Source organism: Saccharopolyspora sp. NPDC049357 (assembly GCF_040677225.1).
GTDB lineage: Bacteria > Actinomycetota > Actinomycetes > Mycobacteriales > Pseudonocardiaceae > Saccharopolyspora.
The window spans coordinates 78284-99096 of record NZ_JBFAQJ010000022.1 but is presented as its reverse complement, the minus strand read 5'-3'; the positions used below and the strand labels follow the sequence as shown (position 1 = coordinate 99096).

The window sequence follows — 20813 nt, the reverse complement described above, 5'->3', positions numbered from 1 at the left end:
CGGGGTGCGCGCGAACGCTCGATCACTCGTCCGGGCACCGGTTCTGGGACTGCGATCACGACCGCTCTGGTTTAGCTTGCCTGTGCCGTGATCAGAGCCGTCGTCGATTGCGGTGACGTGCGACGTACGTCGCCGGGACACTCCCGGCGACGCAGCCAACGCAGGTGGGACACGGTGAAGACCTTGTGGGTGCTCGCGGTTGCGACGTCGGTGCTGTTCGTCCCCGGCGCGATCGTGCTGCTGGCGGCCCGGGTGAGACGGGTGAGCTGGTTCGCCGGGGTGGCGCCGCCGATTTCGTTGGGGATCGCATCGCTGACGGCGATGGGCTGCGCGCTGATCGGCGTCCCGTTCGGACCGGGTCCGCTCGGCCTGGTCGTCGGTCTGGTGGCGCTGGTCGGCGTGGGGGTGCGGTGGCGGAGTCCCCGCAAGCCGTTGACCGGGCCGCGGCGTCGGCCGGTCGAGGTGGCCGGAGCGGCGTGCGGCGTCGTGCTGGTCGCGGGCGCCATCGCGGCAGGCGTGCGGTCGTGGTTGGCGGGCATGGGTTCGCTCCGCACCCTGCCGCAGGAGCACGACATGGTCGTGCACACGACGTTGACGGCCTTCATCGAACGCACCGGGCGGGGCGCTCCCTGGCAGCTGCTCCCGGCCGACCTGCTCACCGGAGCACCCGCTCAGCCGTATCCGGCGGGGCTGCACCTGCTCTCGGCGGTCGTGGCCCGGTTCGCCGGGGATGCCGTGGTCGGGTTGAACGCGGTGTCCATCGTGGTCTGCGCGGTGGTGTGGCCGGTGTCGGTGGCGACGCTGGGCGTGCTGGCGGCCCGACGAGCGCGAATGGGCTTCGGAATCGCGATGCTCGCCGGGGGAATGGCCGCTGTGGTGGCGATCGGCCTGCAGCAGCCCATGTTCCTGCTCAACCACGTCGGCGGGATGCTGCCGAACGCGACCGCGCTTGCGATGACGCCGGGCATCGTGGCCGCCCTCGTGACGATGCCGCTGGCAACGGGCCCGGTGCTGGCGGCCGGGCTCGCGTGCGCGGGCGCCGTGGCGGTGCACCCGAGCGCCGGCGTGACGGTGGGTGTGAGCCTGGTGGCCTGGTGCGCGGGCGAGCTGTTCACGCGGGGCGGAGCGGGTTTCGCCAAGGAGCGGGTGCGCGCGGTGGGGGCGGCGGTCGTGGTGGCGGGGGTGATGTCACTGCCGGGACTCGCCGCAGTGCTGTCGCAGAGCGCGACCGTGACCTCGTTCCCGTCGGAGAAACCTGCTGAGACGCTGGCGCAGGCGGTGGGACGGGTTTTCGCGGTCCCCTACGACGGGTTCCCGGGTGACACGGTGCCGTTGGGCGCCGGGCAGTTCGCGGTGATGCTGCTGTTGCTGGCGGGATTGGTGGCGATCCTGGTCAGGGGAGGGCCGTGGGGGCTGATCACGACGTGGGGCGCGTGGGCGATCGTCGTCGTGGCCATGTACGTCAGCCCCGGTCGCGGCTGGGAGGCCGGGATCACCCGCTACTTCTACAACGCGACGTTTCGGATCTCCAGCCACCTGAACCTGTTCGTGCCGGTCATCGCGGCGTTGGGCGTCGTGTTCACGGCCGCGGCAGTGGCGCGGCGGCTGCCGCGGCTGCCGTCGCTGCGCCCCTCGGCAGGGCGGTGGGCCGCGGTCGGGCTGGTGATGGTGCTGGCGGTGACCTACGGCGTGGCCGTTCTGCCGGGATACCTGCGCACCGGCCAGTCCACGGTGGCCAGCCGGTTCAGCAATCCGACTCCGTACGTGCGGGTGTCGCCGGACGATCTCGCCGCGATCCGGTGGCTCGTTCCCCGCGTGCTGCCCGGCCAGCGCGTGCTGAACTCCGCCAACGACGGGTCGACCTACCTCTACGTCCTCGGTGGCGTGCCGGTGGTGAACGTGCTGACGCTGGGCGCGGCCACGTGGCCGCCGAGCTACGCGCTGTTGGCGGACTTCAACCGGTATCGGACCGACCGCTACGTGCGGCGCGCCCTGATCGATTTCGACATCGCCTGGATCTACGTGGACACGAAGACCCCGACGATCAGTTCGGCGGGAGCGCCCGAGAACTGGGTTTCCGGGCCGTCGTACGGGCTGGCACCTGGACTGCTGAACCTCGAAGCGCTGCCCGAGGTCCGTCCCGCGTTCCGCAGCGGCACGGTCGCGGTGTACTCGGTGGACCTGAACGCGATTCGCACGCTCGACGCGGCGCCGCCGGCCGGACGCCCTCCCGTCGTCGTGGGCTCGACGAGGTGACGATGGCCGATGCTTGGTCGCACGCGGTTCCGCTCTGGGCGACGGCGGTGGTGTGGACGTTGCTGGCGGGGTTGCCGATCGCCTCGGCGATGGGACTGCGGGGATGCGCGGCGTGGGCCGCGGCTCCGGCTCTGGCGGTGACGACCCTGTCGATGGCTGCCGTGGCGGCCGGGGCCGCGTCGGTGCGGTGGTCGCCCGTCGTGGCGCTGGGCGCGGTCGTGCTCGCGACGCTGCTCGCGATGGCGGTGAACGGGCTGGTCGGCGGACGCCCTGCGCGTGACCCGGGATCGGTGCGGGCCTGCGCTGCCGGCGGTGTGCTGGCCGGGGCCCTGCTGGGCGGGGTCGCGCTCGTGCTGGCGTTGCGAACCCCGGCGGCGTTGTCGCAGAGCTTCGACGCGGTGTTCCACTACACCGCGCTCGCCGCGATCCGGGACTCCGGGGACGCGTCGTCGCTGACGGTGGGCGCGTTGGACGTGCCGGGGGCACCACCCCGGTTCTACCCGGCCGCGTGGCACGACCTCACCGCAATGGTGCTCGCCACCGCCGGTGGAGCGATCCCGGCCGGGGCGAACGCGGTCGCCGGGGTGATCGCCGTGCTGGTGTGGCCGTTGGCGTGCGTCTTCTTGGCGCGCCAGGTGTTCGGCCCGAAGCCGGGGACGTTGGCCGTCACCGGGCTCTACTCGGTCGGGTTCACCGCGTTCCCGTGGGGCCTGCTCAAGTGGGGCGTGCTGTGGCCGAACCTGCTGGGGATGAGCCTCGTCCCCGTGGCGCTGGGACTGGTGCTGGCGGTGATGGGCCGAGCGGTCGACGACGCCGTGGGTCGGCCTCGCGCGCTCGTGCTGCTCGCCGTGACGCTCGTGGGGATGGCGTTCGCGCACCCGAACACGGTGGTGTTCCTGGCGGTGCTGGCCTCGGTCCTGATCCTGGTGACGACCGCGCAGCGGGCGCGCGAGCACGTCGCGGACGGCCGCGTCGGTCGCGCGGGGTGGACCGTGGCCGCAGCGGTGGTCGTGCCGGTGGCGCTGCTGGCCGGGTTGCGCATGACGCCGCTGATGCGGGAGGTCGCGGCCGTGTGGTGGGCACCCACCACCACCGCGGCCGGAGCCGTCGGCGAGGCGCTGCTGCACGCCACGCACGGACGTCGCGCGGAGTGGCTGCTGGCGGCGGTGGTCCTGGTGGGGATCGTGCGATCGCTCCGCGATCCCGGGTTGCGGTGGCTGGCCGCGGCCCACGCGGTGTCGGCGGCGCTGTTCGTGATGGCCGCGTCGATCCAGTCGCCGTGGACGATGCTGCTGACCGGCTTCTGGTACAGCGACTCGTGGCGGATCGCGGCGATGCTGCCGATCACCGGGGTGCCGCTGGCGGCGCTGGGCACGGTCGCGATCGCCGAGTGGCTCCGGGAGCGGATCGACCTCCGGGTCGCGGTGCCGGTCGGCGCGACCACGCTGCTGATCGCGGCGATCATCGCGGGCGCCACGAAGGGCATGCACCTGGGCCGCTCCGCGATGCTGGTGCACAGCACGTTCGCCGCCGAGGACGCCCCGGCGACCAACATGGTCAGCCCGGACGAGGCGGAGTTCTTCGCGCGGATCCGCGACCGCATCGAACCGGACGCCGTGGTCGCCAACAACCCGTGGGACGGCAGCGCGCTGCTGTGGCCGCTGCAGGGCCGCCGCGTCCTGTTCGGACAGCTGGACGGCCGGAAGCAGACCGCCGAGCAGAACTACCTCGCCCAGAACCTCGTCTTCGCCGCATCCGACGCGCGCGCGTGCCGGATCGCGACGAAGCTGGGCGTGCGCTACCTGCTCGTCGGCGAGGTGCACTTCTGGCCGGCCGACCCTAGGGTCGACGACTACCCCGGTGTGCGTGATCCGGGACGAATAACCGGTTTTCGACTGGTCGAACGGCAGGGTGAACTGGCCTTGTTCGCGCTGTCCTCCTGCTCGGAGAACTCCAACCTGGATTCGTCGGCGCCGGCGCCCGACGGACGGAGGGGAACGCGATGACTGCACGGGACGACATCTGGGTGATCATCCCGATGTACAACGAGGCGACGGTCATCCACGAGGTGGTCACCGAGCTCAGGCAGGCGTTCCCGAACGTGGTGTGCGTCGACGACGGCAGCGCCGACGATTCGGCCGCCCTGGCGCGCGATGCCGGGGCGGTGGTGGTGCGTCATCCGGTGAACCTCGGGCAGGGCGCCGCGCTGCAGACCGGGGTCGAGTTCGCGCGAACGCGGCCGGGTGCCCGATGGTTCCTGACCTTCGACGCCGACGGCCAGCACCAGGTGTCCGACGCCCTCCGGTTGCTCGACGAGCTCGCAGCGGGTGATCGCGACATCGTCATCGGCACTCGTTTCGGCGACGGCGCAGCGTCCGTCCCGATCCTCAAACGAGTGGTCCTCCGCACGGTGGTGCGGTGCAGTCCGAGCTTGCGACGCCTGCAGCTCTCCGACGCGCACAACGGGTTGCGGGCGTTCAACCGATCGGTCGCCGACACGATGGAGATCACCTGCGACGGCATGGGTCACGCCTCCGAGATCATCGGCATGATCCGGCGTCTTGGCTGGCGGGTCGCCGAGAGCCCGGTGACCATTCGGTACACCGCCTATTCCATGGCGAAGGGACAGTCACTGCTCAACGCGGTCAACATCGCGTTCGAGACGGTGGTGCGGACCAAGACGGAGCACATCAGATGACAATTCAGGTGATACTGGTCGCCGCCGTGACGGCACTGCTGGTGTTCTTCCTCCGGCACCACGGCACGACGTACGTGACCGCCGCTGTCCGAATCGGCTTCATCATGTTCCTGGCGTTCGGCGTGTTCGCCGTGCTGCGCCCGGACACGCTGACGGTGCTGGCAGCCGCCGTCGGCGTCGGCCGGGGCTCGGACCTGCTGCTGTACGGGCTGGTGACGGCGTTCGCGTTCTTCTCGCTCAACACCTACCTGCGGTTCAAGGAACTACGGGTGCGGTTCTCGCGGCTGGCGCGCGCGGTCGCCCTCGACGAAGAGCGCGATCGGACCTCCTGAACCTTCTCGTGAGACGGCTTCGGGTCGGCGGCGTCGGGGTCCTGGAACCGGGATGTCGCGCTGCGACAGCAGGTGCTCCACGACGCTGCCGATGCCGGTGACGAGGTCGATCTGCGGTTTCCAGCCGAGTTCACGGCCGATGAGGGACCAGTCGAGCACGGAATCCCGCACGTCTCCCTGCCGCGCGGGCAGGAACGCCGGTTCGTCGGGAGCACCGGTCGCCGCGGCGACGATGGAGTGCAGTTCCCGGTCGGAGGTCGGCACTCCGGTGCTGACGTTGTAGCGCTTGCCCGATCCCCGCTCTCCCGAGGCGGCGATGAACGCGGCGATGACGTCGTGGACGTGCACGTAGTCTCGGGTGTTGCGGCCGTCGCCGTAGATCGCGGTCGGCGCGCCGTCGAGCATCGCACCGGCGAACACGGCCACGACTCCCGCCTCGCCGAGCGAGAGCTGGCGGGGCCCGTACACGTTGGCCATCGCCAGGTGCGTGCACTCCAAGCCGTGCAGCCGCCGGTAGGTGTCGAAGTAGATCTCGCCCGCGAACTTGGACGCCGCGTACGGCGAGAACGGTTGAACGCGTTCGGATTCGTCCGTCGGAACGGTCTCGGCGTGCCCGTAGATGGAACCGCCGGAGGTGGCGTAGACCACCTTGCGGGCGCCCGACAACCGGGCCGCTTCGCCGACGTTGACGACGCCCAGGACGTTGGCGCGAGCGTCGGCGAGCGGGTCGGCGACGCTCGCGCGCACGTCGATCTGCGCGGCGAGGTGGTACACGACCTCCGGGCGATGTTCTCCAGCCAGGGCAACGACTTCGGGAGAGCAGACGTCGACGCGATGAAGGCTCAGGTTTCCGGTGTCGAGCGATGCGGCCAGGTTGTCCACACTTCCCCGGCTGAGGTCGTCGACCACGCACACCTCATGACCGTCACGAACGAGCTGCTCCACGAGGTGCGAGCCGATGAAACCGGCCCCGCCTGTCACCAAAGCGCGCACAAGTTTCCTCCTGAATGACGAAAACGATTCCGATCCCAGGTGCCTGAGGCCACCCGCTGCGACCTGATACCTGCGAGCGTGGGTGGCCCCGAGCGCGAGCCGCAAACCGGGAGGTGGCACACCACTCAAACACGTGATGCTCCCGACGGCCGCGCAGATTCTCGAACGAGAAACGTGAAAACGGTGTTCTCGCGCGGTGATGTTCGTCCTTTGGGGACACCGGAACCGTGGCGGCGCTCGTGCGTTCTGCGGGGGTGCGCTCGCACGCGTAGCGTGCGACTCCGTGACCGGAGGTGAGCAGTCAGGGGCAGTGGCGCTCGCGGTGGGAACCGTTCTGGTCGGAGCGGCGGGCTACGCGTTCGTCGCGTTGGCGGGACACCTGTTCGCCCCGTCCGAGGCGGCGGCGGTGTCCACGTTGTACATGGTCGTCAACATCCTCGGTCCGGGTGTCTTCCTCGCCTTGGAGCAGGAGGTGAGTCGCCGCACCGCGCACGCGGTCGCGCTGGGGCGGTCGGTGCGAGAAGCCGTGGCGTGGACGGCGATTCGCGGTGCGGCGTTGCTCGTCGCAGGACTGCTGGCACTCGTGGCGTGCGCGCCGCTGCTGGTCGACGACGCGCTGGCGGGCCACAGCGGGCTGCTCGTCGTGGCCGCGGTCAACACCGCGCTCACCGCGATGATGTCGCTGGTGCGCGGGGTGCTCGCTGGTCTGGACGATTTCGGTGGCTACGCGGCGTCATTGGGCGCGGAGGGGATCGGACGGCTCGTGTTCGTCGGTTCCGCGTGGGTCGCGGGTCCGGTTCCGGTGACGTGGTACGCGGCCACGTTCGCGGCGGGGACCGGGTGCAGCGCGCTCGTCGGCGCGCTGTGCGCGGTGAGGCGGAGGCGTCCGCTCGTGCACCCGGGTCCTGGGGATGCTGCCGTGCAAAGCGTTTCGCGTCCGGGCGCGTCCGGCGGGTTGCCGTCGCTGGCGGTGGCGACGCTGCTGACGTACGTGATCGCCAACCTCTCGGTCGTGATCGTCACGACTCGGCTGCACGATGCCGCGCTGGCAGCGGCTTTCGCCGCCGGACTGCTGCTGGCGAGGATGCCGCTGTTCGTGTTCTCGCCGGTGCAGGCGTTCCTGCTGACCGCGCTGACCGATGCTCAGGCGCGCGCGCAACGGCACCGGTTCCGGGCGACGGTCAGGAACGGCATGGCGGTGGCGTTGGCGTTCGGAGCGGCCGGGTTCCTGGGCGTTGCCGGCCTCGGCGGGTGGGCTTTGCGAGAGTTGTTCGGAACGCGAGTTCCCCTGTCGACGCTGACCTCGGTGTGCCTGGTCGGCAGCACGGTGCTGCTGATGGGAGCGCAGGTGCTGCACGCGGCGCTGATCGCACGCGGTCGGCACCGGAAGGTGGCGGCGTCCTGGCTTGCGGGAGCGGTGGTCTTGGTGGCGGTGCTGACATCACCGGCCGAGCCCGTGGCGGCCGCGGTCGCCGCGCAGGCGCTCGCGGCCGTGACGGTGGTGGTCGGCATGGCGTGGGCGCTGAGCCGGTCCTCGACGACACCCGGGAACACGGGAACCCCGGCGGGCGCTGTCGGCACCCTGGCGGGGGAGCGCTAGGCGAGAAACCGAATCCCCTTCCGCTGAGGACGTTTCAGACCGGACTCGGCGCGGCCCAGGTCAGGACGTCGCGGCAGGTGTCGATGAGCCGTTGCCGCAGCCCCGCAGCTTCCTCGGCGAACTCGCGCTGCCGCCGCGCGTAGTCGGCGCGTCCCTGCGGGGTCTCGATCGGCACCGGCTCGTAGCCGAGCTCGGAGAGATCGTACGGGCTGGCGCACATGTCCAGCTCCCGGACCCGCACCGCCAGCTCGAAGCAATCGGCGATGAGCTCGCCGGGCACGAACGGGTCGAGTTTGTAGGCCCACTTGAAAAGATCCATGTTCGCGTGAAGGCAACCGGGCTGCTCCAGCCTGACCTGGTCGGCTCGGGACGGTTGCAGCTCGTTGAGCGGGCGCGCCTGCGGGGTGAAGAACCGGAACGCGTCGTGGTGGGTGCAGCTGATCGGCATCGACTCCACGACCTGGTCGGTGCCGTCGTGCCCCAGCCGCAGCGGCCAGCCGCTGTGCCGGACGTCGCCCGGCTCGGTGCGGTAGACCATCGCCCACTCGTGCAGTCCGAAGCAGCCCAGCCGGGCCGGACGGGACGCGGTCGCGCTGAGCAGGCCGAGGATGAACTCCGCCGAATCACGCCGCTTGTCGGTCAGCGCCGCCGGGTCCAGCGCGACACCGCCGGGCGCCTCGGTGAAGCCCTTGCGGGACAAGAACTCCTGACCGTTCTCCAGCACCACGCCGACGCCGGGCTGCCACCGCTCCAGGCGGGCCGGGCGGAACGAGTAGTAGGTGAACAGGAAGTCCAGCACCGGATGCTTGCGCTGGTTGTGCTGACGCCGCCGGTGCGGCGAGGTCCACCGGGCCACCCGCTCGCGGTGGGCGGTCTGCCGCTCGCGCCACTCCTGCTCGGTCAACACCAACATCGCTGGTCAGGGTATCTGCCCGGGGTTCAGCGGTGGAACTGGACCCAGTCCAGCTGCAACGCCTCGCCGCCGACCTGCGAGCTGATGACCAGGTAGACCGTGTGCTTGCCCGACACACCGCGCTCCAGCTCCACCGGCACGGTCTTCCAAGCGCTGTCGTGGTGGAGGTCCGCCACGTTGATCTGGCCGACCCGCTCGCCGTTGGGGCTGGCCAACCGGACCGCGATCGTCGCGTTGGCCGACGACGGCACCGAGGTGCGGAACCGCGCGGCGACCTCGGTGGCGGGCACGGGCCCGAAATCCACCTGGTCGAACCGCAGCACGTGGCCCGGCAGCAGGGGGCCGGCGTAGGTGACGCCCTGGTAGGTGGTGGTGCCGAACGAGCGGCCCGTCCAACCGGCGAGCTCGGCCTGCAGCGCATCGTAGGCACTGCCGGCCGGGCGGCTCGGCTGGATGGTCGATTGGGGGTCTTCTTCCTCGTTGCCGACCGCGTAACCGAACACCGCCGCGCCCGCGACCAGCACCAGCGTCACCGCACCCGCGATGATCGTGGTCCGCCCGACGCGGCGCCGGGACGCGGGCTGCTCGGGTGACGGGTGCGAGGAGCCGGGTCCGTGCTGACCCTGCCAGGCGCCGGACTGGGCGGACAGGTTCGGTTGTTCGGCTCGCACCTGCTGCGGGGGGATCCACGGCTGCGGGGTGCCCGCCATCGGCCGGGGGGTCGACGGCGGCGTGGGCGTCACGCGCGGGATCGACTGGCGGCGGTCGGCGGGCCGAGCCGGCGGGCGGGGCACCGCCGCCGGGGCCGCCACCGGGGTGGGGAAGCGCTCGGTCGCTTCGGGCGAGCCGGGGTCCAGCAGGGGTTCGAAGGGCTCGTCACCGGCGGACCTGACGATCTCGTGCAGCCTGCGGCGCACCTCGACCAGCGGCATTCTCCGACCCGGCTCCTTGATCAGGAGCCCGCCGAGGACCTCGCCGATCGGGCCGGTCTGGTGGTGGCGGGGCAGCGGCCCGTGCACGATCGCGCTGATGATGACCAGCGGGTCATTGGTCTTGTCGTACGGCGGGTGGCCTTCAGCCGCCGAGTAGAGCGTGGCGCCGAGGCTCCACAGATCGGCCTGGGAGTCGAGAGCGCCCCGGCGCGCGATCTCCGGGGGCAGGTACGCGGGCGTGCCCAGCAGCATCTCGGACCGGGTCATGGTGGTCTCGGCGATGTTGCGGGAGAGCCCGAAGTCGGCGAGCTTGACCTGCCCGCGCGGACCGAGGAGCACGTTGCCCGGCTTGACGTCGCGGTGCACGATGCCGACCCGGTGAGCGGCGTCGAGCGCCGCGGCCACACCGTCGATCATGACGGCCAGCTGGTAGTGGTTGAGCGCGCGGTGCTTCTTCAGGATCGCCGACAGGCTCCGCCCCGGCACCAGCTCCATGACCACGAACGGGCCGGCGGCGTCCTCGCGGACCACGTCGTAGAGCATCACGGTGTTGGGGTGGCTGAGGGTGGCCATGGCCCGGGCTTCGCGCAGGGCTCGTTCGCGCAGCTCATCGGCGCCTTCTTCGGGCAGGTTGGCAGGCAGGTGGAGTTCCTTGACCGCCACCGGGCGCTCCAGGACCTCGTCCGTCCCGGACCAGACGTAGCCCATCCCGCCCTTGCCGATGGTGCGGTCCAGCCGGTACCTGCCGCCGATCACGCGGCCCGAAGAAGATGTGTCCGCGTGGGACGGCGAGAGCTGATCATCTCGCACGCATGGACACTACCGAGCGCGGTTCCGGGTTCGCGCCGGGGGCATCCCCGGCGCGAACTGGGAAAACGGGATTTTGCGGCCGTTCGGGCAATCCCGTGCGCCCGTCTTTTCCCGTGAAGTTGGGCCATCTGGAGGAGAGTCCTCCGCCCGCGCCTCGTCCGGTCAGTGGACGTGGGTGCCGTCGCGAACGGTGCCCACGTACTCCTCGACGAGGTCCTCCAGCGCCACCACACCGACCGCCGCGCCACCGGCGTCCACCGCCGCGGCCAGGTGACTTCCCGCCCGGCGCAGCGACGTCATGGCCTCGTCCAGGCGCGCGGTCACCGGCACCGTCGGCAGGTCGCGCCGCCGGGCGTCGGAGATCGGCGTCTGCGGATCGTCGCCCGCCTGGTCGAGCACGTCCTTGATGTGCAGGTAGCCCAGCAGCCTGCCGTCGTCGTCGCGCACCGGGAACCGGGAGAAGCCGGTGTCGGCCACCAGCCGCTCCACATCGCCCAGCGTCGGACGACCCGGCAGCGTCGTGACCTCCGGCAGCGGAACCAGGACGTCGGCGACGGTGTGCTCCACCGACGACAGCGTCTGGGCGAGCCTGCGGTGCTCGGAGTGCTCCAGCAGCCCCTCGCGCCGCGACTCCACCAGCAGCTCGGCCAGCTCCGCGGAGGTGTAGGCGGTCTCCAGCTCGTCCTTCGGTTCGATCCGCAGCAGCTTGAGCACCGCGTTGGCCATCATGTTGAACAGCGCGATGAACGGGCGCGCCAGCTGCACGAACCCGACCAGCGCTGGCACCAGCCACAGCGCCATGCGCTCCGGCTCGGCCAGCGCCAGGTTCTTCGGCACCATCTCGCCGACCAGCACGTGCAGGATCACCACGATCGCCAGGGCGATCGTGAACGCCACCGCGTGCGTCACCGGCTCCGGGATGCCCAGAGCGGTGAACGGCGCTTCCAGGGTGTGCGCGACGGCGGGCTCGCCCAGCCGTCCGAGACCCAGCGAGCACAGCGTGATGCCCAGCTGCGCGCTGGTGAGCATCAGCGAACCCTCCTGGCTCGCCTTGATCACCGTGCGCGCCCCGCCGACGCCTTGGGCCAGCAGGGCCTCCAACCGGTCGCGGCGGGAGGACAGCAGGGAGAACTCCGCGCCCACGAACAGCGCGTTGAGCAGCAGCAGGAGCACGCCGAGCAGCAGTGCGTAGGAGTCGCTCATCGGATCGCCCCCATCGCCTCGGCCTGGGCCGGCTGCTTGGTGAGGCGCAGCTCGGCGATGCGGTGCTTGTCCATGCGCATGACGGTCAGCCGCCAGTCCTCCAGTTCGAGCTGGTCACCGACCGACGGGATCCGGCCCAGCCGCCACAGCAGCAGGCCGGCCACGGTCTCGTAGTCGCCCTCGGGCATCTCGAAACCGGTGGCCTCGGCGAGCTCGTCGGGGCGCAGCAGACCGGAGATCAGCCACGAGTCGTCGCCGAGCCTGCGCACGGCGGAGATCTCCAGTCGGTCGTGCTCGTCGCGAACGTCGCCGATGATCTCCTCGACCACGTCCTCCAGGCTCACGATTCCCGCGGTGCCGCCGTACTCGTCGACGACGACCGCCAGCTGGAGGCCGGAACCGCGCAGCCGGTTGAGCAGCGCGTCTCCGTCCAGCGTCTCAGGCACCGTCGGCACCGGGCGGGTCAGCGTCTCCACGCGGGTGGACTCCCGGCGGGAGGCCGGGACGCCGAATGCCTGCTTGACGTGCACGACGCCCTGGATCTCGTCGAGGTCGCCGCCGTGCACCGGGAACCGGGAGAACCCGGTCCGGCGGGCGAGGTCGAGCAGGTCCACGAGCGTTTCGCCGACCTGCAGCGAAGCGACGCGCACGCGCGGGGTCATCAGTTCCTCCGCGCTGCGGTCGCCGAAGCGCAACGAGCGGTCCATCAGCCGGGCCGTGGACTCGTCGAGCGTGCCGTGCGCGGCGCTGGAACGCACGATCGAGCCGAGCTCGTCGGGGGAGCGCGCCGAGCGCAGCTCCTCCTGGGGCTCGATGCCGAGCCTGCGCACCACCCAGTTCGCGCTGTTGTTCATGGCGTCGATGAGCCACTTGAACACCTGCGAGAACCCCGCGTGGTAGCCGGAGACGGCGCGCGCGGTCGGCAGCGGGCGGGCGATGGCGAGGTTCTTCGGCACCATCTCGCCGAAGACCATCGACAGCGCGGTCGCCAGCAGGATCGCCAGCGCCAGCGACACGCCCCCGGCCACGCCCAGCGGCATGCCCAGGGCCGTCAGCACCGGCTGGATCAGGTCGCCGATGAGCGGCTCGGCCACGTAACCGGTGATCAGCGTCGTCAGGGTGATCGCGACCTGCGCGCCCGAGAGCTGGAACGACAGCGTGCGGTGCGCGCGCTGCACGGCGCGGGCGCGCTTGTCGTCCACGGAGTGCACGTGCGCGTCCACCGTGGAGCGTTCCAGCGAGGTCAAGGAGAACTCCGCTGCCACCGCGAGACCGGTGCCCAGCGTGAGCACTGCGATGAACAGAAGGCCGGCAACGGCCAACAGGATTTCGATCAACCCTCGGCCCACCTCGTGCGAGTGACCGACGATCGGAGATAGCCGGGTCTACTGCCCGGCTCGGTACTGCTTCCCTCTGGGGATTGTGCCGCTGGCACTGAAGTGCTCACTCCCGTGAATTGAATGGACCAGGTGAAAAGGTCATACCGAGTATACCGGCGTTGACGGCATGCAATCGGTAGCGGCGCGATCACGATTGCCGGGTTTCCCGGAGTTCGGCGGCGGCCGGGTGCGCGCGCGGATGTACCTCGGGGAGTGCTCCCACCAGGTGCGTTGGGGTGCAGCGGAGTCCGTTGTGGCCGGTCGTTGGCTGCTTCTCGCCCCGATGGTCTGATCCAGTCTACCTAGAAGTAACCTGCGACGGAGTTGTCGCGGTCACCGCCGCGCTGAACAATCACGAGAGGACGTGATCGTGAGCACACCCACGGTTGCGGACGCGCCGCAGAAGGGTTTCTTCGGGCACCCGCGCGGTTTGTTGACGCTGTTCTTCACCGAGATGTGGGAGCGGTTCTCCTACTACGGCATGCGCGCCATTCTGGCGTACTACCTCTACTACGCCGTATCCGAAGGCGGCCTGGGAATCCCCGAATCGACCGCGCTGTCGGTCGTCGGCGTCTACGGCGCCTCGGTCTACATGACCGGCGTCCTCGGCGGCTGGCTGGCCGACCGGGTCGTCGGCGCCCAGCGGGCGGTCCTCTACGGCGGCGTGATCATCATGCTCGGCCACATCGGACTGGCCCTGCCCGGTGGCATGACCACCGTGCTGATCGGCCTGGTGCTGCTGGTCATCGGCACCGGTCTGCTCAAGCCGAACGTCTCCGGCCTGGTCGGCGGCCTCTACGGCGAGCAGGACACCCGCCGCGACGCCGGTTTCTCGATCTACTACATGGGCATCAACCTGGGTGCGTTCATCGCGCCCTTCGTCGTGGGCACCCTCGGCGAGAAGGTCAACTGGCACCTGGGCTTCGGCGCGGCCGCGGTCGGCATGGCGCTGGGCCTGATCCAGTACACCCTGGGTCGCAAGAACCTCGGCAGCGCCGGCCTGGTCCCGGTCAACCCGCTGCCCGCCGAGCACAAGGGCCGGGTCCTCGGCCGCGCGGGCGGCATCGCCCTGGGCTTCGTCGTGGTGCTGGTCGCGCTCGCGGCGAGCGGCATGATGGGGCTCGACGGTCTGGTCAACCTGATCAGCATCATCTCGGCGGTGCTGCCGATCATCTACTTCGTGGTCATGCTCTCCAGCAAGCAGATCACCAAGGTGGAGCGCGACCGGCTGATCGCCTACATCCCGCTGTTCCTGGCCACCGCGCTGTTCTTCCTGCTGTTCGAGCAGCAGCCGAACACGCTGGCGAACCTGGCCGAGTCCGACACCGACCTCAACGTGCTCGGGTTCGCCGTCCCGGCCTCGTGGTTCCAGTCGGTCAACCCGCTGGCGATCATCATCCTGGCGCCGGTCATGGCCGCGCTGTGGATGAAGCTGGGCGAGCGGCAGCCCTCCACTCCGCAGAAGTTCGTCGGCGGTCTGTTCTTCGTCGGCGTGTCGTTCCTGTGGGTCGTTCTGTCGAAGTTCGCCGCCGGTGACGACGGCAAGCACCTGCCGATCATGCTCGCGCTGGTGTTCGTGATCATGACCGTGGGTGAGCTGATGCTCTCGCCGGTCGGTCTGTCGGTGAGCACCAAGCTGGCGCCGAAGGTCTTCGCCTCGCAGACGATGGGCCTGTACTTCCTGGCCCCGGCGATGGGCCAGGGCCTGGGCGCCCAGGTGGTCAAGCTGTACTCGGTGGACAACCAGCAGGTGTACTTCTCCATCGTCGGTGTGGCCACGATCGCGTGCGCGCTCCTGCTGCTGGCCTCCGCGCGCAGCGTGAAGCGCTACATGCACGGCGTGAACTGACGGTTCAGCGCGCGAAGAAGGCCGGTCCCGTTCCCGGGGCCGGCCTTCTTCGTCGTCGTGGCGAGGATCAGCGAAGGTCGAAGGTGCGGGAGTCGCGCGCGTCCGAACCCGACGGGTCCGGCTCGGGGTGGCCCGGGATGGCGACGTCCTCGGCGGGCAGGGCGCCGTGCACCAGGTAGTCCGCGCCGATCCGGTTCGCATCGGCGTTGCCGGACAGCGCCCAGACCCCGTGCTTGCCCGCGTCGCGTTCGGTGACCAGCACCGACGACGGCAGCGAGTGGTGCATCTCGACGGCACCCTCGTACGGGGTCGCGACGTCGTGCTCGGAGTTGAACATCAGCACCGGGGGCAGCTTCTCACCGGTGATCTTGGTGGGCTGCTGCCGGGGCGCGTGCCAGGTGCGGCACGGCGCGACGGTCCAGCTGTTGTACCAGGCGGCGAACGGGTGCCCGGTCGCCATCTGGCGGGAGTCGCGCTCCCACTCCGCGCGGCGGGTCGGCCAGGGCGCGTCGGCGCACTCGACCGCGTTGTAGATCGCGTTGCCGTTCTCGGCCAGCGCGTCCTTCGGGGTGACCATCGCGGCCAGCGCGCGGTCGTCGCCACGCAGCTGGAAGTCGGCGAGTCCCTGGGCCAGCGGCTGCCAGTCGGATTCGCCGTAGAGCGCGTTGAAGCTGATCTCGATCAGCTCCGAGGGGCCCAGCGGTCCGCGCGGCGCCTTCCGCAGGTCCTCCTGCGTGCGCTGCCAGGCGGCCTTCACCGCCGACCCCTCGGTGCCGAGGTGGAAGACCTGGTCGTGCCGGGCCACCCAGTCGAAGAAGTGGTCGAGCCGCTGCTGCGCGGCGACGTCCTGGGCGAGGTTGTTGCCGTACCAGATCTCCGAGACGTCGGGGTTGACCGAGCTGTCCAGGACCATCCGGTCCACCCGCTCCGGGAACAGCTGCCCGTAGACCGCGCCGAGGTAGGTGCCGTAGGAGTAGCCGAGGAAGCTGATCTTCTGCTCGCCCAGCGCGGACCGGATGAGGTCCATGTCGCGGGCGTTGGTGGGCGTGTTCAGGTGCGGCAGGTACTTCCCGGCGCGCTGCGCGCAGCCGTCGGCGTAGGTCTGCGCTCGCTGCCAGTTGGTCTCGCGGGCGGCGGGGGAGTCCGGATCGGGCAGCGGGTTGGCCCAGTAGGTCGCCGGGTCCACGCAGCTGATCGGGGTGCTGTGCGCGGTGTTGCGGGTGTCGAAGCCGATCAGGTCGTAGGAGTCGCGCACCTGCGGCGGTACCAGTTCGCCCAGGGTGCCGGCGAAGTCGGCTCCGGGGCCTCCGGGCCCGCCGGGGTTGACCAGCAGCGAGCCGCGCCGCGCCTGCGGGTCGCGGGCGGGCAGCTTGGTGACCAGGATCTGCACCCGCTCACCGCCGGGGTTGGCGTGATCGAGCGGGACCTCGATGGTCGCGCAGCTCAGCTGCGGGTAGGGCGTGGCGATGTCCTTCGGGCACTGCCCGAACTGCAGGGCAGGTCGGGGCGCCGCGATGCTCGCCGCGGGTGGCGCGACGGCCAGTGCCGCGACCGCAGCCAGGCCGAGCGCGATCGAACGCTTCACGTGGGGGGCTCCTCAGACGCGTGGAGGCAGTTGATCTCGCAGCGTAGGAGCGGTGGCGGTGGCGACCTACGCACTCGGTGCCGTGTCGCCGGAAGAGTGGATCAGCTTCGCCCGGCCAGGTGAGCGTCGGTGCCGAGTTCGCGCGGCAGCTCGTCGAGGACCTGCGTCGTGCGGTCCAGCCACCGGATGCTGCGGTGCAACGACGTCGGTCCGTCGGTGAGCGATTCGGCCAGGTCGTGCAGCTCGTCGGAGCGGCGGTGCGCCGCCGCGATCGCCTCCTCGAACGGGACCTGCCCCTCATCGGTGAGGGACTCGGCGGCGTCGGCCAGCGCCCACAGCTGCTCGGCCAGGCGCTCCCGGGTGTCGGCGTCGACCATCTCGGCCGTGTCGCCCAGCGCCACCGAGAGGTTGCGGACGTAGTAGGCGCAGCCGCTGAGCTTGGTCGCCGTGCGCTGCACCTGGCTGCGCCGGGACCGGAACCGGTAGGCCGTGAGCGGGTTCGCGCTGGTGAGCACCTGCTGCAGCGCGTCGTCGAGCGCGCGCGTGGGTTCCTGCAAGCCCGAGGCCGTGCCCTGCTCGCTGAGCTCGGTTCCGGTGCTGCGCAGGAAGTCCCGCAGCGCCTTGAGGAACTCGCCGGTGTTGGTGCGGACCAGCTCGCGGGTGCGGGTGGGCAGCACGAACACCGCCGCCAGCACCCCGGCCAGCGCCCCGACCGCGGTCTCGGCCAGCCGCGTTTCCAGCACGGAGGCGTCGAAGGTGCCGAGCATCCCGTACAGCGCCCCGAGCAGGGTGGTGATGAAGAAGGTCATCGCGGCGTAGGAGTAGCCGACGAAGTAGAAGGCCAGGAACACGCACAGCAGGATCACCGACAGCTCGGCGGTGAGGTCTCCGCCGACCTGGGCGGCGACCACGATGCCGGCCAGCACGCCGAGGATGGTGCCCGCCGTCCGCTGCCAGGCGCGCACCAGCAGCTCGCCGCGGCTGTTGGCGCTGATGAACACCACGAACGCGGTGATCACCGCCCAGTACCAGCGGTTCGGCGAGACCAGCTGCCCGAGCACGATCGCCAGGCCCGCGGCCACGGTGACCTGGATGGCGGTGCGCAGCTCCGGTCGTGCCAGCCCGGTCTGCTCGTCGCCGGACTCCTCGGTGTCCTCCTCCGCCGCGCTCTCCGGTTCGTCGCGCTGCTCGCCCAGCTCACCGGCCGCTTCGGCGAGTTCGGCCAGTTCGGTGCCGAGCCTGCGAACCGCCATCGCGAGGTCGACCGATCCGCGGTCCTCGATCTGCTCGGACACCCGCCGGGTGGCCTCCCGGATCTCGCGCGGGCGGCTCTCCAGCACCGACAGCAGCGCGCCGACCGCGTGCGGCACGGCACCACCACCGCTGGGGTGGTCGACCAGCCGCAGCAGCCGGATCACCAGGTTCTCCGCGGCCAGCTCCACGTCGAGGATCCGCTGCCGGAGCACGTCACGACCGGATTCGGAGAGCTCGTCCATCCGGCCGACGGTGGTCTCCAGCATCAGCGAGGTCTCGTTCAGCCGCACCGAGCGGTTGTGCAGCTTGCGCCGCCGGGCCGTCGACGTCGGCTGGTCGGCGACGTCGCGCACCGCGTGCAGCAGGCCGTGCACCTGGGCGCGCAGCGTGCGGCGGCCACGCGCCAGCACGCCTTCGGGATCGTCGCGCAGCACCAGGAACCGCAGGGCGGCGGCCATGATCGTGCCGATGAGCACCGCCGCGACCAGCGCCGGGAAATGCGCGAGCTGCGGGCGCAGGAACATCGCGAAGAAGTAGCCCATGAACGCGACCATGCCCAGCGGGAAGTACCGCGGGCCGAACCTGCGCACGTACACGGCCACGAAGATGACCAGCAGGAAGACCCCGCTGTGCAGCGGCGGGGAGAACTGGGTGGCGATCGCCAGGCCCAGGGCCGCCAGCACCGGCAGCGGCAGCAGCGCGTAGGTGACGGCCTGCTCGCGGGGCTCCGGGTCGTTGACGCCGAGCGAGCCGTTGATCGCCACGACCGCGCCGATCATGGCGCTCGGCAGCGGTTGCCCCCACCAGGCCAGCAGCGGCACGGCGATGGCCAGCGTCAGCGCCACCGCGAGGGTGACGCGCACGGCGGTGCGCAATCTCCGCAACGACGGATCGGAAGCGAGGAAGCGGTTCCACCACTCGCTGCCCATGCCGCGCGTTCTCCTTCGCCTCAGCTGTCGTTGGCGTGAGATTACGCCGAGCGGGCCCCGCGCTGTTGGATCACCGGCCGCGGTGGCGTCGCACGCTCTCCTCGACGACGTCGAGGACCGAGCCCAGGTGCTTCGCCGGGAGACCCATCGCCAGGTGCGAGACCAGTCCTTCCAGGACCAGTTCCAGGTAGGCGGTCAGCACGTCGACGTCGACGTCGTCGCGCAGGTTCCCGGACCGGCGCTGCCACTGCAGACGCGCCCGGGTGGCGGCGGTGAGCAGCTCGGAGCGCTGCGCCCAGCGGTCCCGGAACTCGTTGTCGGTGCGCAGCCTGCGGGAGACCTCCAGCCGGGTGCCCAGCCAGTCGGCGCCGAGCGCTTTCGCCTCGACGCCGGAGGGGGCGTCGAGCAGGTTGCGCATCACCTGCACCAGGCCCTGTTCGGCGACCACGTCGGCCATCCGCGCGGCGTCGTCCTCCGCCAGGGCGAGGAACAGCGATTCCTTGTCCTTGAAGTGGTGGAAGATCGCTCCGCGGGACAGCCCGGTGGCTTCTTCCAGACGTCGCACGGTGGCACCCTCGTACCCGAAGCGCGCGAAGCAGGACCGCGAACCGTCGAGGATCTGACGGCGTCGCGCGTCCAAGTGGTCCTGGCTGACCCGGGGCATGGCGTGAATCCTGGCAGGACAGTCCGCGCCATCGCAATCCGTACGTACGTTTTGTTGACTTTTCGGGCCGAATCCAGCGCAACCGCACCGGATCGGGCGGTGTTTCGCGCCGCTTCTAACAGGTGTGCGAGCGCAGAACAAGGGTCGCGACTGTCGGGGGCTGCCGGTAGCGTCGGTAACCGGCCAATCACGGGCGGTGATCATCTTGGCGATATCGACCGATCCTGCAACCGGCGAGTTCCCGACCTCACGAGTGCGCACCAGGGCGGAGGCGGAAGCCTACGTCGCGTCGGTGTGCTTCAAGCACGGACCTCCCCGGCTGCTGGGTGTCGAACTCGAATGGACCGTGCACCACCGATCTGATCCGGGACGTGCCCTCGACGCTGCGACTCTCATCACCGCGCTCGGCTCGCACGCACCCCGCTCCCTGGTTCCCGACAGCCCGCAACAACCGCTGCCGAACGGCTCCGTGCTCACCGTTGAGCCTGGTGGCCAGGTCGAGATCTCCAGTCTTCCCACCACATCGCTGCGCTCGCTGCTGAGCGTCGTGGCCGCTGACACCGACTACCTGCACCGCCTGCTGGACAAAGCGGGACTGGTGCTGGGCGACAGCGGAACCGACCCCTACCGGTATCCGAACCGGATCCTGCGCGTACCGCGCTACCAAGCCATGGAAACCGCGTTCGACCGCATCGGCCTGGACGGCAGGCTGATGATGTGCAGCACCGCCGGAGTGCAGGTGTGCCTGGACGCGGGCGAACCGGACCGGATCGCCGCGCGCTGGAACGCGCTGCACGCCCTCGGACCGGTCATGATCGCCGCCTTCGCCAACTCGCCCCGGTTGTTCGGCGAGGAGACCGGCTGGGCCTCCACCCGCACGCGCGTGCTGCTCGACACCGACCCGCCGCGCACCAGACCCGGCCCGACCAAGGGTGACCCGGTCAGCGGCTGGGCGCGGCGCATGCTGGACATGTCGGTCGTCTGCCGACGCCGAGACGGCGAGGACTGGTCGGCGCCCAGCGGCCTGAGCTTCGCCGAGTGGATCCACGGCGGGCTGCCGGAACCACCCACCCGCGAAGACCTGGACTACCACCTGACCACGGTGTTCCCGCCGGTCCGCGCCCACGGCTACCTGGAGGTGCGCTTCCTCGACGCGCAATCCGGATCCGACTGGATGCTGCCCACCGCCGCGCTCGCCGCGCTGTTCGGCGACGAGTCCATCGTGGACAAGGTCGCCGTGATGGCCGCGCCCGCCGCCGGGCGCTGGGTGCACGCCGCCCGCTTCGGCCTCGCCGACCCCGTGCTGGCTCGCTGCGCCCGGGAGATCTTCGACCTGGCCTGCCGACTGCTGGGCGCCACGGGCGACGGGCTTTCCGACCGACTCGCCGAGCACGTCGCTCGGCGCCTGAGCTGAAC

Annotated in this window: 15 protein-coding genes; 7 read left to right on the top strand and 8 right to left on the bottom strand. The window is 70.6% G+C overall.

Annotation, left to right across the window (positions count from 1 at the left end; translation table 11 throughout):
• Window positions 1–174 precede the first annotated feature (174 nt).
• Genes AB0J91_RS19575 through AB0J91_RS19560 form a run of 4 tightly spaced genes read left to right on the top strand, consistent with a single transcriptional unit; the run spans window position 175 to window position 5286 of the window.
• The gene (locus AB0J91_RS19575) at window positions 175–2256 is read left to right on the top strand and encodes a DUF6541 family protein (RefSeq protein ID WP_363870688.1); all 2082 of its coding nucleotides are present in this window, start codon (window positions 175–177) and stop codon (window positions 2254–2256) included.
• A 2-nt stretch (window positions 2257–2258) separates the two neighbouring features.
• The gene (locus AB0J91_RS19570) at window positions 2259–4262 is read left to right on the top strand and encodes a DUF6541 family protein (RefSeq protein ID WP_363870685.1); all 2004 of its coding nucleotides are present in this window, start codon (window positions 2259–2261) and stop codon (window positions 4260–4262) included.
• The gene (locus tag AB0J91_RS19565; RefSeq protein ID WP_363870682.1) at window positions 4259–4954 is read left to right on the top strand and encodes a glycosyltransferase family 2 protein; all 696 of its coding nucleotides are present in this window, start codon (window positions 4259–4261) and stop codon (window positions 4952–4954) included. Before AB0J91_RS19570 ends, AB0J91_RS19565 begins: the two co-directional genes overlap by 4 nt.
• A complete protein-coding gene (locus AB0J91_RS19560) occupies window positions 4951–5286 on the top strand; it encodes a DUF2304 domain-containing protein (protein ID WP_210969732.1) in 336 nt (111 codons plus the stop codon). The genes AB0J91_RS19565 and AB0J91_RS19560 overlap by 4 nt, the downstream gene beginning before the upstream one ends.
• Here AB0J91_RS19560 and AB0J91_RS19555 read toward each other — a convergent pair.
• Window positions 5218–6279 (bottom strand): NAD-dependent epimerase/dehydratase family protein, encoded by a 1062-nt coding sequence (locus tag AB0J91_RS19555; RefSeq protein ID WP_363870678.1) that lies wholly within the window; start codon window positions 6277–6279, stop codon window positions 5218–5220. The two genes, AB0J91_RS19560 and AB0J91_RS19555, sit on opposite strands and share 69 nt — an antisense overlap.
• Before the next feature lie 283 nt (window positions 6280–6562).
• Here AB0J91_RS19555 and AB0J91_RS19550 point away from each other — a divergent pair, with 283 nt between their 5' ends.
• Entirely contained in the window at window positions 6563–7879 is a 1317-nt protein-coding gene (locus tag AB0J91_RS19550) for a hypothetical protein (RefSeq protein ID WP_363870675.1), read from the top strand.
• A gap of 34 nt (window positions 7880–7913) precedes the next feature.
• Here the strand turns inward: AB0J91_RS19550 and AB0J91_RS19545 are convergent, their stop codons facing one another.
• The 4 genes from AB0J91_RS19545 to AB0J91_RS19530 form a co-directional block, all read right to left on the bottom strand.
• Window positions 7914–8792: a 3-methyladenine DNA glycosylase gene (locus AB0J91_RS19545; RefSeq protein ID WP_363870672.1), complete on the bottom strand. Its 879-nt coding sequence runs from the start codon at window positions 8790–8792 to the stop codon at window positions 7914–7916.
• Window positions 8793–8818: 26 nt separating this feature from the next.
• Window positions 8819–10534, bottom strand: a complete 1716-nt coding sequence (locus AB0J91_RS19540; RefSeq protein WP_363870669.1) for a protein kinase — start codon at window positions 10532–10534, stop codon at window positions 8819–8821.
• Window positions 10535–10696: 162 nt separating this feature from the next.
• Complete coding sequence (locus tag AB0J91_RS19535; RefSeq protein ID WP_363794316.1) at window positions 10697–11737, bottom strand: hemolysin family protein; 1041 nt, start codon at window positions 11735–11737, stop codon at window positions 10697–10699.
• Window positions 11734–13074 (bottom strand): hemolysin family protein, encoded by a 1341-nt coding sequence (locus tag AB0J91_RS19530; RefSeq protein WP_363870666.1) that lies wholly within the window; start codon window positions 13072–13074, stop codon window positions 11734–11736. Before AB0J91_RS19530 ends, AB0J91_RS19535 begins: the two co-directional genes overlap by 4 nt.
• Before the next feature lie 412 nt (window positions 13075–13486).
• Here AB0J91_RS19530 and AB0J91_RS19525 point away from each other — a divergent pair, with 412 nt between their 5' ends.
• Complete coding sequence (locus tag AB0J91_RS19525) at window positions 13487–14965, top strand: peptide MFS transporter (RefSeq protein ID WP_363794312.1); 1479 nt, start codon at window positions 13487–13489, stop codon at window positions 14963–14965.
• Window positions 14966–15032: 67 nt separating this feature from the next.
• Here AB0J91_RS19525 and AB0J91_RS19520 read toward each other — a convergent pair whose 3' ends face one another.
• The 3 genes from AB0J91_RS19520 to AB0J91_RS19510 all read right to left on the bottom strand — a co-directional run bounded on the left by AB0J91_RS19520 (window position 15033) and on the right by AB0J91_RS19510 (window position 19397).
• A complete protein-coding gene (locus AB0J91_RS19520) occupies window positions 15033–16550 on the bottom strand; it encodes an alpha/beta hydrolase (RefSeq protein WP_363870663.1) in 1518 nt (505 codons plus the stop codon).
• A 101-nt stretch (window positions 16551–16651) separates the two neighbouring features.
• Window positions 16652–18733, bottom strand: a complete 2082-nt coding sequence (locus AB0J91_RS19515) for an FUSC family protein (protein WP_363870660.1) — start codon at window positions 18731–18733, stop codon at window positions 16652–16654.
• 70 nt (window positions 18734–18803) lie between these two features.
• Entirely contained in the window at window positions 18804–19397 is a 594-nt protein-coding gene (locus AB0J91_RS19510; RefSeq protein ID WP_363870658.1) for a helix-turn-helix domain-containing protein, read from the bottom strand.
• Window positions 19398–19650: 253 nt separating this feature from the next.
• Between AB0J91_RS19510 and egtA the strand changes: the two genes are divergently transcribed.
• Window positions 19651–20811, top strand: a complete 1161-nt coding sequence (gene egtA, locus AB0J91_RS19505; RefSeq protein ID WP_363870656.1) for an ergothioneine biosynthesis glutamate--cysteine ligase EgtA — start codon at window positions 19651–19653, stop codon at window positions 20809–20811.
• The last annotated feature ends 2 nt before the right edge of the window (window positions 20812–20813 follow it).

Excerpts from the sequence above, each read along its gene's own strand:
- AB0J91_RS19570 (WP_363870685.1), top strand. The coding sequence starts at position 2,259 with ATGGCCGATGCTTGGTCGCACGCGGTTCCGCTCTGGGCGACGGCGGTG.
- AB0J91_RS19565 (WP_363870682.1), top strand. The coding sequence starts at position 4,259 with ATGACTGCACGGGACGACATCTGGGTGATCATCCCGATGTACAACGAG.
- AB0J91_RS19560 (WP_210969732.1), top strand. The coding sequence starts at position 4,951 with ATGACAATTCAGGTGATACTGGTCGCCGCCGTGACGGCACTGCTGGTG.
- AB0J91_RS19545 (WP_363870672.1), bottom strand. The coding sequence starts at position 8,792 with ATGTTGGTGTTGACCGAGCAGGAGTGGCGCGAGCGGCAGACCGCCCAC.
- AB0J91_RS19535 (WP_363794316.1), bottom strand. The coding sequence starts at position 11,737 with ATGAGCGACTCCTACGCACTGCTGCTCGGCGTGCTCCTGCTGCTGCTC.
- AB0J91_RS19515 (WP_363870660.1), bottom strand. The coding sequence starts at position 18,733 with ATGGGCAGCGAGTGGTGGAACCGCTTCCTCGCTTCCGATCCGTCGTTG.
- AB0J91_RS19510 (WP_363870658.1), bottom strand. The coding sequence starts at position 19,397 with ATGCCCCGGGTCAGCCAGGACCACTTGGACGCGCGACGCCGTCAGATC.